Origin of the sequence: Sedimenticola hydrogenitrophicus (genome assembly GCF_025175675.1) — a bacterium.
Lineage (GTDB): Bacteria > Pseudomonadota > Gammaproteobacteria > Chromatiales > Chromatiaceae > Sedimenticola > Sedimenticola hydrogenitrophicus.
Genome location: NZ_JANIOA010000032.1, coordinates 31,717 through 48,660 on the forward strand (window position 1 = coordinate 31,717; position 16,944 = coordinate 48,660).

Consider the following 16,944-nt stretch of genomic DNA (forward strand, 5'->3'; position numbering starts at 1 on the left):
AGCGCGAAGGAAAACAACGGCTTGTATTCTCCAGAACCTCGACCTGCGGGTTGGACCGAAAATGAAGATAAGCCATTGTATCTCTTTGCGTACTTGGCGTTCTTCGCGGTTGGATCGAGTCCGTTGGGGTTCGCAGGCTCACCCCAACCTACGGGCTCCAGCCCCGGCCTAAAGAATAATATATTCCTTTAAAGAATTATAAACATAAAAAAGATGAATTTGTTTTATATTTAATCGGGGTTTATCCTTTCGGTTCCATTCACAGGTGGCAGAACGATGAGCGCAAAAACACTCTACGACAAGATTTGGCAGGAGCATGTGGTGCGGACCGACGCGGACGGTACCACGCTCCTTTATATAGACCGGCAGCTGGTGCATGAGGTGACCTCGCCCCAGGCCTTCGAGGGCCTGCGGCTGGCCGGGCGCAAGCCCTGGCGCACCAGTGCCACCATCGCAACCCCCGACCACAACGTGCCGACCCTGGGCCGGGCCCAGGGTATTGAAGATCCGATCGCCCGTCTCCAGGTGGAGACCCTGGATCGCAACTGCGAGGAGTTCGGTATCACCGAATTCGGCATGTCCGATGTACGTCAGGGCGTGGTGCATGTGATGGGCGCGGAGCAGGCGCTGATCCTGCCCGGCATGACCGTGGTCTGCGGTGACTCCCACACCGCCACCCACGGCGCCTTCGGCGCCCTGGCGTTCGGTATCGGCACCTCCGAGGTGGAGCATGTGCTGGCGACCCAGACCCTGATCCAGAAGAAATCCAAGTCGATGCTGGTGAGCGTCGACGGCCAGGTCGGTCCCGGCGTCACCGCCAAGGATATCGTACTCAAGATCATCGGTGTCCTGGGCACCGCCGGCGGCACCGGCTACGTGATCGAATTCGGTGGCGAGGCGATCCGCGCCCTGAGCATGGAAGGGCGACTGACGGTCTGCAATATGGCCATCGAGGCGGGCGCCCGCGCCGGCTTCGTGGCGGTGGATGACACCACCCTCGACTACCTCAAGGGCCGCCCCTATGCGCCGAAGGGCGAGCAGTGGGCGCAGGCCGAGGCCGCCTGGCGCGGACTGCAATCCGATGCGGGGGCGGAATTCGACGCCGTGGTGCGTATCGATGCCGCGGCAATACAGCCCCAGGTGACCTGGGGTACCTCGCCGGAGATGGTGCTGCCGGTGGACGGCATCGTGCCCGATCCGGACCAGGAAAAAGATCCCACCAAGGCCGACGGCATGCGCCGCGCCTTGCAGTACATGGGGCTGGAAGCCGGCACCCCGCTGGTGGAGATCCGCCCGGACCATGTGTTTATCGGCTCCTGCACCAACGGCCGCATCGAGGACCTGCGGGCCGCGGCCGAGGTGGCCAGGGGCCGCAAGGTGGCGCCCAATATCGTGCAGGCGCTGGTGGTCCCGGGCACCGGCCTGGTCAAGCAGCAGGCGGAAGCCGAGGGCCTGGACAAGATCTTCATCGAGGCCGGTTTTGAATGGCGCGAGCCCGGCTGTTCCATGTGCCTGGCGATGAATGCCGACCGGCTCAAGCCGGGTGAGCGCTGCGCCTCCACCTCGAACCGCAACTTCGAGGGGCGCCAGGGGCAGGGCGGACGCACCCACCTGGTGAGTCCGGCCATGGCGGCCGCGGCAGCCGTGATGGGCCATTTTGTTGATGTGAGGGGGCTCTGATGGAAGCTTTTAATATTTTTACCGGTGTGGTGGCCCCGCTGGACCGCTCCAATGTGGATACCGACGCCATCATTCCCAAGCAGTTTCTCAAATCGATCAAGCGTACCGGCTTCGGCCCCTATCTGTTCGACGAGTGGCGCTACCTGGATCACGGCGAGCCCGATATGGACTGCACTCATCGGCCGTTGAATGTATCTTTCGTGCTCAATGACGCCCGTTACGCCGGCGCCCAGGTGCTGTTGGCACGGGACAACTTCGGCTGCGGCTCGTCCCGGGAGCACGCCCCCTGGGCGCTGGCCGATTACGGCTTCAGGGTGATCCTGGCACCCAGCTTCGCCGATATCTTTTTCAACAACTGCTTCAAGAACGGTATCCTGCCGATCCGCCTGAGCGCCAGCCAGATCGACGGCCTGTTCGCCAAGGCGACCGGGGACGAAGCGCTGAGGATTACCGTGGACCTGCAGGCCCAGACCCTGACCATGTCCGATGGTGAGGAAATCGGCTTCGAGGTGGACGAGTTCCGCAAGCAGTGCCTGCTGGAGGGACTGGACGATATCGGTCTGACCCTGCGCCACAGCGACGAGATCGCCGCCTTCGAGCAGCAGCGGCGGTCAAAGGCGCCATGGATCTTTGGCGACGGCTGATCAAGGCGACTAACCATGACGGGGTCGGAGTCGGTAATTCGGCTCCGACCCGAATGCTACATTACTTAAGGCGAATTGCAGGATTTTTGCCATCCCGGCGCAGGCCGGGATCCAGGCTGCTGAATGGTGGCGGTATTTCTGGATTCCGGCCTGCGCCGGAATGACGATGGTTCATGGCGTAAGTAAGTGCCATTCGGCGCCCCCTGTTAATAGAAAAACTTTCGACAAGGTTGAACAACAATGAGCAAAAACATTCTGGTACTGCCGGGTGACGGCATCGGTCAGGAGATCGTCGCCGAGGCGGTCAAGGTGCTGGCCTGCCTGCGTGACGATTACGGACTGGATATCGACATGGATGAGGCGCTGATCGGCGGTGCCGCTTACGATGCGGCGGGTCATCCGTTGCCCGAGGCGACCCTGAACCTGGCGAAAGAGGCCGACGCGGTGCTGCTGGGCGCGGTGGGCGGGCCCAAGTGGGAGCCGCTGGACATCTCGGTGCGTCCGGAGAAGGGGTTGCTGGGAATCCGCAAGGAGCTGGGGCTGTTCGCCAACCTGCGTCCCGCCATCCTCTATCCGCAACTGGCGGATGCCTCCACCCTGCGCCCGGAAGTGGTCTTCGGCCTGGATATCATGATCGTGCGCGAGCTGACCGGCGGTATCTACTTCGGCCAGCCGCGCGGGGTACGGGTGCTGGAGAACGGCGAGAAGGAGGGCTTCAACACCCTGGTCTACCGTGAGTCCGAGGTGGACCGTATCGTCCGCGTGGCCATGGACATCGCCATGAAGCGCAACAAGCGGGTCTGCTCGGTGGACAAGGCCAATGTGCTGGAGTGTACCGAGATGTGGCGCGAGGTGGCGATCAGGGTCGGCGCCGACTATCCCGAGGTGGAGCTGTCCCACATGTACGTGGACAATGCGGCCATGCAGCTGGTGCGGGCGCCGAAACAGTTCGATGTAATGGTGACGACCAACATGTTTGGCGATATCCTCTCCGATTGCGCCTCCATGCTGACCGGTTCCATCGGCATGCTCCCCTCCGCCTCGCTGGACGAGCACGGCAAGGGCATGTACGAGCCGATCCACGGCTCGGCGCCGGACATCGCCGGGCAGGGTGTGGCCAATCCGCTGGCGACCATCCTCTCGGTGGCCATGATGCTGCGCTACTCGCTGGACGAGGACGCCATGGCGGAGCGGGTCGAGCGGGCGGTGAACGCGACCCTGGATCAGGGATTGCGCACCCCGGATATCTACTCCGAGGGTACGCAGAAGGTGGGTACCGAGGCGATGGGCGACGCGGTGGTAGCCGCATTGCGTGAAGGCTAGCTGACACGCGGTTTATCATGCCAAGGGGTCGGAGTCAGGCCGCCCCTGCCGGTTGGTCTTGCCTGCCGGATCGCGCGGCCTGACTCCGACCCCTCCCCAGGACGGGTTGGCGTGCGGTTATTGACGATTTTTGTATCTCATATATAGGTGAAAGCAATGAAACGGGTAGGTTTTGTCGGCTGGCGTGGCATGGTGGGCTCGGTCCTGATGGAGCGGATGCTTGCGGAAAAAGACTTCGATCTGATCGACGAGCCGGTCTTCTTCACCACTTCGCAGGTGGGACAGGAGGGGCCCGACATCGGCAAGCCGATACCCGCGCTCAAGGATGCCACCCGCATCGATGAACTGAAGGCGATGGATGCCATCGTCTCCTGTCAAGGCGGTGACTACACCAAGCAGGTGTACAAGGACCTGCGCGGCGCCGGTTGGGACGGTTACTGGATCGATGCCGCCTCCGCCCTGCGCATGGAGCAGAACAGCGTGATTATCCTCGATCCGATCAATATGGACGTGATCCAGGGCGCCCTGGCCTCCGGGGTGAAGGACTTCATCGGCGGCAACTGCACCGTCAGCCTGATGCTGATGGCCCTGGGCGGTCTGTTCAACCGGGATCAGGTGGAGTGGGCGACGGCCATGACCTACCAGGCGGCCTCCGGCGCCGGCGCCAAGAACATGCGCGAGCTGCTGAGCCAGATGGGCGCGGCGCATGCCTCGGTAGCGGGATTGCTGGCCGATCCGGCCTCGGCCATTCTGGACATCGATCGGGACGTGGCGACCGCCATGCGCAGCGAGGCGTTTCCCACCGACAACTTCGGGGTGCCGCTGGCCGGCAGCCTGATCCCCTGGATCGATACCCAGTTGCCCAACGGTCAGAGCCGCGAAGAGTGGAAGGGCGGGGCCGAGACCAACAAGATCCTCGGGCGTGAGGCCAACCCGGTGCCGATCGACGGACTCTGTGTGCGCATCGGCGCCATGCGTTGCCATAGCCAGGCTCTGACCATCAAGTTAAGGCAGAAGCTGCCGATGGATGAGATCGAGGGTATGCTGGCGGAGGCCAATGACTGGGTCAAGGTGATCCCGAACGACCGGGAGCGCACCGTCCGCGAGCTGACTCCGGCCGTGGTGACCGGGACCCTGGACGTACCGGTGGGTCGTCTGCGGAAACTGGCCATGGGTGAGGACTACCTCTCGGCATTCACAGTGGGGGATCAGTTACTCTGGGGGGCGGCGGAACCGCTGCGCCGCATGTTGCGCATCCTGCTCCAGGACTGAACGGTAAACGGTAACAGACCGGGAGTTGGCCCAGCGGCATCGACAGGCCGCTGGGTCAGCTCCCTTTTTGTTGTGGCGGGTCTAGTACTGCTTCAATTTGATAAGGTACATTTGTAGGGTGGATAAGCCAGTAGGCGCATCCACCAATGTTCACGGGATGATTGGCCTGCCTTGCCGGCCTCACACGATGGCTTGCCTCCTCGAATCCGGCCCCTTTTTCACTGCCAGCCCCAACTCGCTTCGCTCAAACAAGGGCAGGTTTGAATTTGGAAAAGGGGCCGAATTCGAGGCGCCACCAAGATCGGCCAACAAGGCAGGCCAATCACTTGCAGGCCGGGTGAATAGTTACCTAACATGTTGAATTTTAATTTATATATTTGATACAGTTTGGCCCGGTTCCCGGTTCCCGGTTAACTTTATTTGTGGGTGAGTGTTGATGACGGATGAAAAAATGGATATCGCGGTCGTGGGCGCGACCGGGATCGTGGGCGAGACGATGCTCACGATTCTGGAGGAGCGCCGGTTTCCCGTGGGCAAGGTCCACGCACTGGCCAGTCAGCGCTCAGTCGGTAAGCGGGTTCCGTTCGGGAAGAAGCATCTGGTGGTGCGGGATCTGACCGGGTTCGATTTCACCCAGGTCAGGATCGCCCTGTTTACTGCCGGCGCGGCGGTCTCCGCCGAATTTGTCCCGAAAGCGGTGGAAGCGGGTTGTATCTGCATCGATAATACTTCACAGTTCCGTTATGAATCCGATATTCCCCTAGTGGTGCCGGAGGTCAATCCGGAACGGATCGCCGATTACCGGCAGCGCGGTATCATCGCCAATCCAAACTGTTCTACAATCCAGCTGATGGTGGCCCTGAAGCCGATACATGCCGCGGTAGGTATCGAGCGCATCAATGTCTGTACCTACCAGTCCGTTTCCGGTGCCGGGCGCCGGGCGATCGAAGAGCTGGCGGGACAGACGGCGCGACTGCTCAATGGTCAGTCGATAAAGCCGCAAGTCTTTGCCAAGCAGATCGCCTTCAATGTGCTGCCCCAGATCGACGAATCCATGGAAAACGGCTATACCCGTGAAGAGATGAAGATGGTGTGGGAGACGCGCAAGATTCTGGGTGACGAATCGCTACGGGTCAATCCAACGGCGGTGCGGGTGCCGGTGTTTTTCGGTCACGCCGCCGCGGTACATATCGAAACCGGGGAGAAGATCAGTGCGCAGGCGGCGCGGGACCTGCTGCTGAATTCACCCGGTATTGAGCTGCTGGATGAGTCGAGCGATGGCGGATACCCCACTCCGGTGACGGATTCCGTCGGGCACGACGGCGTCTTTGTCGGACGTGTTCGTGAAGATATTTCGCATCCGCGTGGGCTCAATTTGTGGATTGTGTCTGATAATGTGAGAAAGGGTGCGGCACTTAACACTATTCAGATTGCTGAAATTTTGGAAAAAGACTATTTGTAAGCTATAGTTAGGCCACAATTATTAAGTGTATTCTATGATTTGGGTATTTGCCGGGTTAAGCTGCCCGATATTTCGCGGCAGCGGGGATGGAAGGGGGAGACATGGTTCGTAAATTATCCTTGGCTATTGCCTTGGTGATGGGGATATCACCGCTCAGCGGCTACGCGGTCGGACTGGGGGATATCCACCTCAACTCCGCATTGAATCAGTATTTTGATGCGGAGATCGACCTGTTGTCGGTCGATCAGGATGAGATCGTCGATATCAAGGTGAATCTGGCCAGTCCAGAGGCGTTTCGCCGCTCCGGAGTAGATCGTCCGTTCATCCTCAGCAAGCTGCGCTTCACGGCAGAGGAGACGGCGGACGGCAAGAGCGTCATCCGCGTCTCCAGTCGCGATCCGATCCGCGAACCTTTTCTCAATTTTCTCATTGAGGTGAACTGGCCGAAAGGCAGACTGTTGCGGGAGTATACCGTTCTGCTGGATCCGCCGGTCACCCTGGAACGCCGCCCTGCAGCGGTGCAGCCGCCGCCGATGCAGCGGGCTCCGGAAAGTCGGATGGCCCCGGCCCCGCGGGCACCCGCCGGCCGCTCGGCCGTTGCCCCCTCCGATGTCACCTGGGCCGGTAGTCCCGCAGTCGACGAATATGGCCCGACTCAACGCAACGATACCCTGTGGGGTATTGCCAGCCAGGTGCGGACCGAAGGCGCCAGCATGGTGCAGATGATGATCGCCCTGCAGCGCGCCAACCCACAGGCGTTCATCAATCAGAATATCAACAACCTCAAGGTGGGGCAGGTCCTGCGTATTCCCAAGGCCGATGAGGTACGGGAGCTGAGTCGACGTGAGGCGTCGATCGCCTATCGTGAGCAATTGCAGGATTGGCAGGCCGACAGCCAGCCCAGCGAAATGGTCGTGGAAGGCGGTGCTGCCGATCAGCCGATGGGCATGGAACAGCCGGCCGAGGCCGCACCCGCAGCCGAGCTGAAGATCGCCTCCGCACGACCCAGTGGGGAGGGGGAGGCCGGCGCCAATGGAGACGCTGGTGAAGGCGCTGCCGAGGGAGCCGGGCTGGACCAGCTGAAACAGGACCTGATCGCCTCCGAGGAGGCCAAGGAGGCGGCGCTGCAGGAGGCTGAGGCGGTGCGTTCCCGGGTGGAGGACCTGGAGTCCCAGCTTGAAGACCTGCAGCGTCTGCTGAGTCTGAAAAACGAACAATTGTCACGGCTGCAGGCCGGGGTCGCGGGGAGTACCGACACCCCTGAAGAGCCCCCCGTGGTCAGTGAAAGCGCGGACGGCGCAGCCGATGGCGCACCGGTGATGGCCGAGCCGGAGCCGGAGAGCGCGGCACCTGCCGAGGGTGAGGTGGCGGAAGCCGATCAGCCGCCGGTCATGGAAGAGGAGCCAGCCGACACGGTCGTACCCGGAGGCGCTCCGCTTGCCGGCGGGGATGAGCCCTCTCCGGTGATGGAAGAGGAGACCCCGGAACCAGAGGTGACCAGTCAGGCGCCTGTGACCGAGCCGCAACCGCAACCGGAACCGGCGACACAGCCGGCCCCCTCGCCGACACCCGCCGAGCCCGCCGAGGAAGACGGACTGCTGGCGATGATCGGCCAGGATACCACCCTGCTGGGTGTGGCGGTGGCCGGTATCGTGGTCCTGCTGGCACTGCTCTGGGTGGCTATCAGCCGCCGCCGTTCCCATAGTGCGGACTTCCAGGAGAGTATCCTGATCAGTACCATCGATGAGAGCGACTCCGAGCAGGTGATGGATGAGATCGGCCAGGAATCGACATCGCATTCGACCGAGGAGACCTCATTCCTGAGCGACTTCTCGCCCAGCGATATCGATGCCTTGCAGGATGAGACCGGTGAGGTGGACCCGCTGGCGGAGGCGGACGTCTATATCGCCTACGGACGCTACCAGCAGGCGGAGGAGCTGATTCGTCAGGCGATGGACAAGTTCCCGGAGCGGACGGAACTGAAGTACAAGCTGTTCGAGATCCTCTATGCGACCAAGGATAAGGACGCCTTTGTCGCCCTGGCCGAAAGCGCATCGGCGGAAGGTCTGGATCAAAGGGATCCGGCAGCCTGGGGCAAAGTGATCGTCATGGGAGCCCAATTGGCCGCCGGTCACGCCCTGTTTGAGGGGGCTGCACACTCATCTCCGGACGATGACGAATTGAGTTCGCTGGAGGATGAGCTCGGCCTGGATAACGAACTCGATTTGGACCTGGACTCCACCTCGGTCGATCTGGCGGACCGGGAGGACGAGCTGGAGTCTGTTGCTGCCCTGAATCTGGATGAAAGTTCCGAATTCTCAACCCTGGATGACCTGGCCGATCTGAGTATGGACAGCGAACTGCTCAAGGCCAATCTGGATGAAATCAGCACGGATCTGGGCTTCGAGCCGGAAGGCGAGGAGCTGACACCGGCCGTGGAGGAGGATGCGGAGATACTCTCCCTCGACGAAGGCGAAGAGGACCTCTCCCTGGATGCCGATACCGATCTCAATCTGGTGGCGGACAGTGACACGGTGGATGAGCATACCGCGGATGGCGATCTGACCCTGAGCGACCTGGATATGGAAGGCTTGCTGGACGAGGAGAGTGCCTTCGCCATCGAGGATCCGCTGGAGAGCGCGGAAATGGATGACCTGCGGCTGGATGCCGAGTCGGAGGCCGAGCAACTGGGTGACGCGGTACTCGATTTCAGCGACTCGCTGTCGCTGGAAGGGACCGATTCGCAGATGTACGATTCGCTCGAGCTGGGCCCGGAGGATGACGAGAAGCCCCTGGAGCTGGATGAGTCCTTTTCCCTGGATGATCTGGACCAGGAGGACGAAGGCGATGTTCAGCTTGAGGGAGAAGCGGGCGACCTCACCGATGAGATCAATACCAAGCTGGACCTGGCCCGCGCCTATGTCGATATGGAGGACGCCGATGGCGCCCGAAGTATCCTCGACGAGGTGGTCAAAGAGGGCAACGAAGGGCAGCAGGCAGAGGCGCGGAAGCTGCTGGATCAGCTCTCCTGACAGCTTTCAGTAGTAACAGACGGAAGGCGCACCCCGGTGCGCCTTCCGCTGTTTTGGCTTCCGGATCAACCTGAATTCCTGGATTCAACCGCGAAGAACGTAAAGTGCGCATAGAGATACAATGGCTTGTCTTCATGTTCGGTCCAGCCCGGTAGATGGAGGGTCGAGAGAATTCAAGTCGTTGTTTTACTTTGTGTTCTTAGCGGATAGGATGAAGTTTTTAGGATCAATCCTTCCATGACCATCAGGAGCAGAGGCTGAATGCGTTTGGCGATGGGTATCGAGTACGACGGCTCCGCATTTCACGGGTGGCAGTTACAAAAATCCGGTGTGCGCACGGTGCAGCTGCTGCTGGAGGCGGCGCTGGGGAAGGTGGCGGCCCATCCGGTGCGTACCCATTGTGCCGGCAGGACCGATACCGGGGTACATGGCGAGGGGCAGGTGATCCATTTTGATACGCCTGCGCTGCGCCCGCTACGGGGTTGGCTGCTGGGGACCAACGTCAACCTGCCCGATGATGTGAATGTCAACTGGGTGCGCGAAGTGCCGGAGTCGTTCCATGCGCGGTTTTCCGCCATCAGCCGCAGTTACCGCTACGTCATACTGAATCGCCCCACCCGGTCGGCCATCTGGCGCCATCGCGCGGTGTGGATCCACCAGACGCTGGATGAGCAACGCATGCAGGCGGCGGCCACGTACCTGATGGGCACCCACGACTTCTCCTCCTATCGGGCGGTCGGCTGTCAGGCCAAGAGTCCGGTCAGAACCATCAGCCGGCTGGCGGTGCGTCGGGAGGATGACCGGGTGGTGATCGAGGTGACGGCCAATGCCTTTCTGCATCACATGGTGCGCAATATCGCCGGCGTGCTGATCAGCATCGGCAAGGGCGAACAGCCGGTGACCTGGTGTCGGGATGTGCTGGAGTTCAGGGATCGCACCCTGGGCGGTGTCACCGCCCCGCCGGAGGGGCTCTATCTGGTTCATGTGGGTTATCCCGATGAATTCGTTGCGCCTGCTGCTGTGGCTATTCAGGAGTGACGGTGGGACTGGAAAGGGCAACTTTTTTCACTGCTTTCCGCCCGGATGCGGGGTAAAATCTTCCGCAATCAGGCACTATCCTGTATCGTTATCTGTTCTATGAGAACCCGGGTCAAAATTTGTGGTATTACGCGTCCTGAAGATGCCATGGCCGCAGTCAGGGCCGGTGCGGATGCCATCGGTCTGGTCTTCTATCCGCCCAGCCCACGCGCGGTAACGGTGTCCCGGGCGGCGCAGATCATCCGCGAGCTGCCTCCCTTTGTCACCACCGTCGGACTGTTTGTGAATGCCACTGCCGAAGCGGTGGCGGGGGTGCTGGAGAGCGTACCGCTGGATCTGTTGCAGTTTCATGGAGATGAGACCGCGGCGGCCTGCGAAGGCCATGGCCGCCCTTATATCAAGGCCCTGCGGATGCGTCCGGAAGTGGATCTGCCCGCCCTGGACAGGCAGTATCGGAGCGCGGCGGGCCTGTTGCTCGACAGCTATCAGCCGGGCAAGCCCGGTGGTACGGGTGCCACCTTCGATTGGGCGCGGATACCCGAGCCGATGCGGGCCCGGATCATTCTGGCGGGCGGTCTGACCCCGGACAATGTCGCGGCCGCCATTGAACGGATCGGCCCCTATGCCGTCGACGTGAGTGGTGGCGTGGAGCAGGAGAAAGGTATCAAGGATGAAGAGAAAATCAGGGCATTCATGCGAGGAGTAGAGCGTGCCAACCGAACAACCGATTGATTTCACCCACATGCCGGACGCCCGCGGGCATTTTGGCCCCTATGGCGGCCTGTTCGTCTCCGAGACGCTGATGGAGCCGCTGCAGGAGCTGCGTGATGCCTATGAAAAATACCTGCAGGACGCCGACTTCCTGGCCGAGCTGGACGCCGATCTGGCCAACTACGTGGGACGGCCCTCGCCGGTCTATTTTGCCGAGCGGCTGAGCCGCGAGAACGGCGGGGCGCGGATCTACCTGAAACGCGAGGATCTCAACCATACCGGCGCGCACAAGGTGAACAACACCATCGGTCAGGCGCTGCTGGCCAAGCGCATGGGCAAGCGCCGCATCATCGCCGAGACCGGCGCCGGTCAGCATGGCGTGGCCACCGCCACGGTCGCCGCCCGGCTGGGACTGGAGTGCGTGGTCTACATGGGGGAGGTGGATATCGCCCGCCAGGAGGCCAACGTCTACCGCATGAAGCTGCTGGGTGCCCGGGTCGAGTCGGTGTCATCCGGCTCCAAGACCCTCAAGGACGCACTGAACGAGGCGATGCGTGACTGGGTGACCCATATCGACAACACCTTCTACATCATCGGCACGGTCGCCGGTCCCCACCCCTATCCCGCCATGGTGCGGGATTTCCAGGCCGTGATCGGCCGGGAGGCCCGGGTGCAGATGCAGCAGCAGACCGGCGCGCTCCCCGATGCCTTGGTCGCCTGCGTCGGCGGCGGCTCCAATGCCATCGGCCTGTTCCACCCCTTCCTGAATGATGCGTCGGTCGCCATGTATGGCGTCGAGGCCGCCGGTGACGGGCTCGATTCGGGGCGCCACGCCGCACCGCTGTGTGCCGGTAGCCCCGGTGTGCTGCACGGCAACCGCACCTATCTGATGGAGGATCCGAACGGCCAGATCATCGAGACCCACTCCATTTCGGCCGGACTGGACTACCCGGGGGTCGGCCCCGAACACGCCTGGCTGAAGGACGTGGGACGCGTCAGCTACGTGGCCATCACCGACGATGAGGCGCTGACCGCATTCCATACCTTGACCCGGGTCGAGGGGATTATTCCGGCGCTGGAGTCGAGCCATGCCATCGCCTATGCCCTGAAGCTGGCCCGGGAGATGGGTGAGCAACAGACCATTCTGGTCAATCTCTCCGGCCGGGGTGACAAGGACATGCACACCGTGGCGGCACGGGATGGATTAAAGATATGAGCAGGATCAGCGATCGTTTCAAACAGCTTGAAGAGCGGGGGCGGGTGGCGCTGATTCCATTCGTGACCGCGGGCGATCCCGGACCTGCTGTGACGGTGCCGCTGATGCACGCCATGGTGGAGGCCGGTGCCGATATTATCGAACTGGGGGTGCCGTTTTCCGATCCGATGGCGGACGGGCCGGTGATCCAGCGTGCCAGTGAGCGCGCCCTGGAACAGGGTGTCTGCCTGCGGGATGTGCTGGGCATGGTGCGGAAATTCCGCGAACGCGATGAGGCCACGCCGGTGGTGCTGATGGGCTATCTCAATCCCATCGAAGTGATGGGCTACGAGGCGTTTGCCCTGGCCGCCGCCGAGGCCGGTGTCGACGGCGTGCTGACGGTGGACTTGCCGCCGGAAGAGGCGGACGATCTGCTCTCTTCCCTGCGGCCGCGGGATATCGATCCGATCTTCCTGATGGCGCCGACCACCACGGATGAGCGCATGCAGCACATCTGCGATACCGCCAGTGGATTTGTCTATTATGTGTCGGTGAAAGGGATCACCGGTGCCGGCCATCTGGCGGTGGGCGATGTCGCCGCCAAGACCGCGCAGATCCGCAAACACACCCGCCTGCCGGTAGGCGTCGGTTTTGGCATCAAGGACGCCAACACCGCCCAGGCCGTGGCCCAGGTGGCGGATGCGGTGATCGTCGGCAGCGTCCTGGTGCAACGGATCGAGGAGCTGCGCGAAACACCGGATGAGATCGCCCCGGCCATCGCCATGATCCTCTCCTCCATGCGCCAGGCGATTGATTTGATATGATGCCGACGGCTGCCGACACGGGCAGCCGTCCGCCAGGATTAAAGAGAAAAAACGGGATTTAACCATGAGTTGGTTTGAAAAATTGATGCCGAGCCGTATCCGCACGGAAGGCGGCAACAAGCGGGGCGTTCCGGAGGGGCTCTGGACCAAGTGCCCCGGTTGTGGGGCAGTCCTCTATCGCGCCGAGATGGAGCGCAACCTGGATGTCTGCCCCAAGTGCAGCCACCATAACCGGATCGGTGCGCGCAAGCGCCTGGCGGCATTCCTCGATGCGGATTCCGGGCGGGAACTGGCCGCCGATCTGTCGCCCACCGATCCGCTCAAGTTCAAGGACAGTAAAAAGTACAAGGATCGCATCACCCAGGCGCAGAAGTCGTCGGGGGAGAAGGATGCGCTGATCGTCATGCAGGGCACCCTGAAGGGGCTGAACGTGGTTTCGGCGGCCTTTGAGTTCAGCTTCATGGGCGGTTCCATGGGCTCCGTGGTGGGTGAAAAATTCGTCCGGGGGGTGAACGTGTGCCTGGAGCAGCGCATCCCCTTCATCTGTTTCTCGGCCAGTGGCGGCGCGCGTATGCAGGAGTCGCTGTTCTCCCTGATGCAGATGGCCAAAACCAGTGCCGCACTGCAGAAGATGCGCCAACAGGGCGTCCCCTATGTCTCGGTGATGACCGACCCCACTACCGGCGGCGTCTCCGCCAGCTTCGCCATGCTGGGCGATCTGAATGTGGCCGAGCCCAACGCCCTCATCGGCTTCGCCGGTCCCCGGGTGATTGAACAGACCGTACGCGAAACCCTGCCCGAGGGGTTCCAGCGCAGCGAGTTCCTGCTGGAGCACGGCACCCTGGATATGATCATCGATCGGCGCGAGATGCGCGACAAGCTGGCCGACCTGCTGAGTATCCTGACCCATCAGCCCAAACCGGCCGCCGCGGGCGGAGTCGAAATCCCTGTTATTACGGAGGAGTAGACGGCGCGGATTTAGCAGCACCGTAGGCTGTGGTTGGCAAGTACATCGGGTTACATCGGGGTCGGAGTCAAATTTGATCAAGGAAATGTGGCAGATCATACTACAATGTCCATCAAATTTGACTCCGACCCCTGCCATGCCTGTACCACTCCTCACCAGTCCACGGTGGATACGCTGTCGCTTATCCACCCAACCTATACTCCGATCCCAATCGGTCTAGAGACAGACACCCCTATGCGTTTCCTGATTACCCATCAAACTCAGCTGTGTTGAGGAAAATATTAGCCGCAAATGAACACGAATAATGTCATTTCGTAAACATCTTATCCGCTGGTTTGGGGAGTACCGATCATTTTCGGGCATGAGTCGGTCCCGATTAAATCCTAAGCGGTTGGTTATCTTTATCACTATTTGCGTGTATTCTCGTTCATTCCATCCTTAGGTCCGTAAACGGTGCATCCTTGCACCACTCCTCGCGGCTTAAATAAACGGTATTCGACCATGGCTGAGTATTGTGGGTAATCAGGATGCGTTTTGACAACCTCGATGACTGGCTGAACTGGCAGAGCACGCTGTACCCGAGAGAGATCGAGCTTGGTCTGGCGCGGGTCAACGCGGTCTGGCGGCGACTCCACCCGGCGCCGCTCGGCTGCAAGGTGATCACGGTGGCCGGGACCAACGGCAAGGGCTCCTGTGTCGCCTTTCTGGAGACGATGCTGCGCGCCGCCGGCTATCGCGTCGGGTGCTACACCTCGCCCCATCTGGTGCGTTATAACGAGCGCATCGTGATCGATGGCGAGCCGCAAGCCGACCGGGTTATCTGTGAGGCGTTTGAGCGCGTCGACCGGGCGCGTGGCGACACCCTGCTGACCTATTTTGAATTCGGCACCCTGGCGGCGCTGGATCTGTTTGCCGCCGCCGCACTGGATGTGGTGGTGCTTGAGGTGGGCCTGGGGGGACGGCTGGACGCGGTCAATATCATCGATCCCGATGTCGCCCTGATCACCACCGTGGATATCGATCACACCGACTGGCTGGGCCAGACCCGGGAGCAGATCGGGCGGGAGAAGGCCGGTATCATGCGCCCGGGCCGGCCGGTGGTCTATGCCGGCAGCGACATGCCGGCCTCGATCGGGGCGGCGGCGGAGCGGCTGGGCGCCCGGCTGCTGCGGGCCGGCGAGGATTACCAGTGGCGCCGCCAGGAGCAGGGGTGGGAGTGGCTGCAGGCGGAACACCCGCGACATTCGCTGCCGCTGCCCAATATGCGCGGCGCCTTCCAGTTGCAGAACGCCGCGGCCGCGCTGATGGCGCTGGAACTGTTGCGCGACGAACTGCCGCTGGATCAGCGCGCGGTACGCTTCGGACTGCAGGAGGCGCAACTGCCGGGACGTTTCCAGGTGCTCGGCCGCGATCCCCAGGTGATCCTGGACGTGGCCCATAATGCCCAGGCGGCGCGGGCGCTGTCGGATAATCTCGGCGACATGTTCTGTCACGGCCGGACCCTCGCCGTATTCTCCATGCTGGCGGACAAGGCGATCGATCAGGTGGTGAAGATCATGGCCCCGCGGATCGATGCGTGGTATCTGTTTCAGATCGACGCCGGCCGCGCAGCACCCATCGCGCAGCTGGAACAGGTACTCGGGGAGCAGGGGATCGAGGCGTCCCGGCGGCACCGCTTCGACGATGTCGCCGCCGCCTTTGCGGCCGCCCGCGCCGCTGCCGGGGAGGGGGATCGGATCGTGGTATTCGGCTCATTCTATGCGGTCTGCGACGTGGCGAAGCTGGCTGAGCACTGGGGGTGACCAGGAAATCTTATTTCAATCGCCAAATACGCAAAGAAAACGAGTAAAAACAACTACTAGAATTATCTTTGGCCTTCGCCTGCCGGGTTGGTCCGGACATGCAGGCAAGCCATTGTATCTGTTTGCGTACCTTGCTGTTGAATCGAGGTATTTAGCAGTGGTGGATGCGCCTACCGGCTTATCCACCCTACGAAACTTGGCGAGAGCAAAGACCTGTACATCGGCGCAGGCCGCACTGGAGGCGACATTTCGCCAGACGGGTCTGGAATGGCGGCGGCAACCATCCCTATAATGGGGGCAACCTCGAAATCGGCAAAAAGGTGTACGACGTGGATGAAGGATTGAAAAAAAGGTTGGTCGGGGCGACGGTGCTGGTGTCGCTGGTGGTGATCTTCGTGCCGATGCTGCTGGAGGACGAGCCGGTGATCGAGACCGGCATCTACAAGACCAATATCCCACCCAAGCCCGAGCGCGACTTCTCCTCCCGGGTGATCCCTTCCGAGGGTGAGCAGCTTGCCATCCCGCCGGCCTCGCACCGACCGCAGATCGTGCCGCTGAAGCCGCCGCCGACCCCGACGGTAGCGGAGAAAACCGCGCCTTCCGCCCCGGCCGATAGCCCCGAACAGGCGGAAACCCAGTCGCCGGCCGTTGCGCCGCCGGCTGTTGAGCCACCGGTCGCCGAGCCGCCCGTCGTTGAGCCGCGGGTCGGCCTGACCGCCTGGGTGATTCAGGTCGGCAGCTTCTCCAGCCGGGAGAATGCCGAGAAGCTGGTGCAGCAGATCCGCGAGATGAAATACGCCGCGTTCATGGAACAGGCGGATGTGGACGGCAAGACCGTCTATCGGGTCAAGGTCGGGCCGGAGGTCGATCGTAAACTGGCCGACAAGATGCTGGTCAGTCTGAACAAGGACCTCAAGCCGTTGAATCTAAAGGGCACGGTGAGATCCTATCCCTGAGTTGAATGGCACTTATTTAAGGCGAATTACAGGATTTT

The 16,944-nt window shown here is 61.7% G+C and carries 13 protein-coding genes; all 13 read left to right on the forward strand.

Annotated elements, in window-relative coordinates:
• Window positions 1–276: 276 nt before the first annotated feature.
• The 13 genes from leuC (at window position 277) to NPX02_RS15875 (ending at window position 16,906) form a co-directional block, all read left to right on the forward strand.
• Window positions 277–1,680 carry a 3-isopropylmalate dehydratase large subunit gene (gene leuC, locus NPX02_RS15815; protein ID WP_260294748.1) on the forward strand — a complete coding sequence of 468 codons (1,404 nt, stop codon included), beginning with the start codon at window positions 277–279 and terminating at the stop codon, window positions 1,678–1,680.
• The gene (gene leuD / locus NPX02_RS15820; RefSeq protein WP_260294749.1) at window positions 1,680–2,324 is read left to right on the forward strand and encodes a 3-isopropylmalate dehydratase small subunit; all 645 of its coding nucleotides are present in this window, start codon (window positions 1,680–1,682) and stop codon (window positions 2,322–2,324) included. The genes leuC and leuD overlap by 1 nt, the downstream gene beginning before the upstream one ends.
• A 240-nt stretch (window positions 2,325–2,564) precedes the next feature.
• Complete coding sequence (leuB, locus tag NPX02_RS15825) at window positions 2,565–3,647, forward strand: 3-isopropylmalate dehydrogenase (protein WP_260294750.1); 1,083 nt, start codon at window positions 2,565–2,567, stop codon at window positions 3,645–3,647.
• 156 nt (window positions 3,648–3,803) lie between these two features.
• Window positions 3,804–4,919, forward strand: a complete 1,116-nt coding sequence (gene asd / locus NPX02_RS15830; RefSeq protein WP_260294752.1) for an aspartate-semialdehyde dehydrogenase — start codon at window positions 3,804–3,806, stop codon at window positions 4,917–4,919.
• Between the two features lie 436 nt (window positions 4,920–5,355).
• Window positions 5,356–6,381 (forward strand): aspartate-semialdehyde dehydrogenase, encoded by a 1,026-nt coding sequence (locus NPX02_RS15835; RefSeq protein ID WP_260294753.1) that lies wholly within the window; start codon window positions 5,356–5,358, stop codon window positions 6,379–6,381.
• 101 nt (window positions 6,382–6,482) lie between these two features.
• Window positions 6,483–9,413, forward strand: coding sequence for a FimV/HubP family polar landmark protein (locus tag NPX02_RS15840; RefSeq protein WP_260294754.1), 2,931 nt, complete (start codon window positions 6,483–6,485; stop codon window positions 9,411–9,413).
• Window positions 9,414–9,674: 261 nt separating this feature from the next.
• On the forward strand, window positions 9,675–10,451 hold the full coding sequence (truA, locus tag NPX02_RS15845; protein WP_260294755.1) for a tRNA pseudouridine(38-40) synthase TruA: 777 nt from the start codon (window positions 9,675–9,677) through the stop codon (window positions 10,449–10,451).
• A gap of 99 nt (window positions 10,452–10,550) precedes the next feature.
• Window positions 10,551–11,183: a phosphoribosylanthranilate isomerase gene (locus NPX02_RS15850; RefSeq protein WP_260294756.1), complete on the forward strand. Its 633-nt coding sequence runs from the start codon at window positions 10,551–10,553 to the stop codon at window positions 11,181–11,183.
• 10 nt (window positions 11,184–11,193) lie between these two features.
• Window positions 11,194–12,378, forward strand: a complete 1,185-nt coding sequence (gene trpB, locus NPX02_RS15855; protein WP_260294761.1) for a tryptophan synthase subunit beta — start codon at window positions 11,194–11,196, stop codon at window positions 12,376–12,378.
• On the forward strand, window positions 12,375–13,181 hold the full coding sequence (gene trpA / locus NPX02_RS15860) for a tryptophan synthase subunit alpha (protein WP_260294757.1): 807 nt from the start codon (window positions 12,375–12,377) through the stop codon (window positions 13,179–13,181). Before trpB ends, trpA begins: the two co-directional genes overlap by 4 nt.
• 64 nt (window positions 13,182–13,245) lie before the next feature.
• A complete protein-coding gene (gene accD, locus NPX02_RS15865; protein WP_260294758.1) occupies window positions 13,246–14,148 on the forward strand; it encodes an acetyl-CoA carboxylase, carboxyltransferase subunit beta in 903 nt (300 codons plus the stop codon).
• A gap of 527 nt (window positions 14,149–14,675) precedes the next feature.
• Complete coding sequence (folC, locus tag NPX02_RS15870) at window positions 14,676–15,950, forward strand: bifunctional tetrahydrofolate synthase/dihydrofolate synthase (protein WP_260294759.1); 1,275 nt, start codon at window positions 14,676–14,678, stop codon at window positions 15,948–15,950.
• Window positions 15,951–16,291: 341 nt separating this feature from the next.
• On the forward strand, window positions 16,292–16,906 hold the full coding sequence (locus tag NPX02_RS15875; RefSeq protein ID WP_260294760.1) for an SPOR domain-containing protein: 615 nt from the start codon (window positions 16,292–16,294) through the stop codon (window positions 16,904–16,906).
• Window positions 16,907–16,944 lie beyond the last annotated feature (38 nt).

What these genes read in the sequence shown, in the direction of transcription:
- accD (WP_260294758.1), top strand. Translation starts at nt 13,246, where the DNA reads ATGAGTTGGTTTGAAAAATTGATGCCGAGCCGTATCCGCACGGAAGGC.
- leuC (WP_260294748.1), top strand. Translation starts at nt 277, where the DNA reads ATGAGCGCAAAAACACTCTACGACAAGATTTGGCAGGAGCATGTGGTG.
- leuB (WP_260294750.1), top strand. Translation starts at nt 2,565, where the DNA reads ATGAGCAAAAACATTCTGGTACTGCCGGGTGACGGCATCGGTCAGGAG.
- asd (WP_260294752.1), top strand. Translation starts at nt 3,804, where the DNA reads ATGAAACGGGTAGGTTTTGTCGGCTGGCGTGGCATGGTGGGCTCGGTC.
- NPX02_RS15840 (WP_260294754.1), top strand. Translation starts at nt 6,483, where the DNA reads ATGGTTCGTAAATTATCCTTGGCTATTGCCTTGGTGATGGGGATATCA.
- truA (WP_260294755.1), top strand. Translation starts at nt 9,675, where the DNA reads ATGCGTTTGGCGATGGGTATCGAGTACGACGGCTCCGCATTTCACGGG.
- folC (WP_260294759.1), top strand. Translation starts at nt 14,676, where the DNA reads ATGCGTTTTGACAACCTCGATGACTGGCTGAACTGGCAGAGCACGCTG.
- leuD (WP_260294749.1), top strand. Translation starts at nt 1,680, where the DNA reads ATGGAAGCTTTTAATATTTTTACCGGTGTGGTGGCCCCGCTGGACCGC.
- NPX02_RS15835 (WP_260294753.1), top strand. Translation starts at nt 5,356, where the DNA reads ATGACGGATGAAAAAATGGATATCGCGGTCGTGGGCGCGACCGGGATC.
- trpB (WP_260294761.1), top strand. Translation starts at nt 11,194, where the DNA reads ATGCCGGACGCCCGCGGGCATTTTGGCCCCTATGGCGGCCTGTTCGTC.
- trpA (WP_260294757.1), top strand. Translation starts at nt 12,375, where the DNA reads ATGAGCAGGATCAGCGATCGTTTCAAACAGCTTGAAGAGCGGGGGCGG.
- NPX02_RS15850 (WP_260294756.1), top strand. Translation starts at nt 10,551, where the DNA reads ATGAGAACCCGGGTCAAAATTTGTGGTATTACGCGTCCTGAAGATGCC.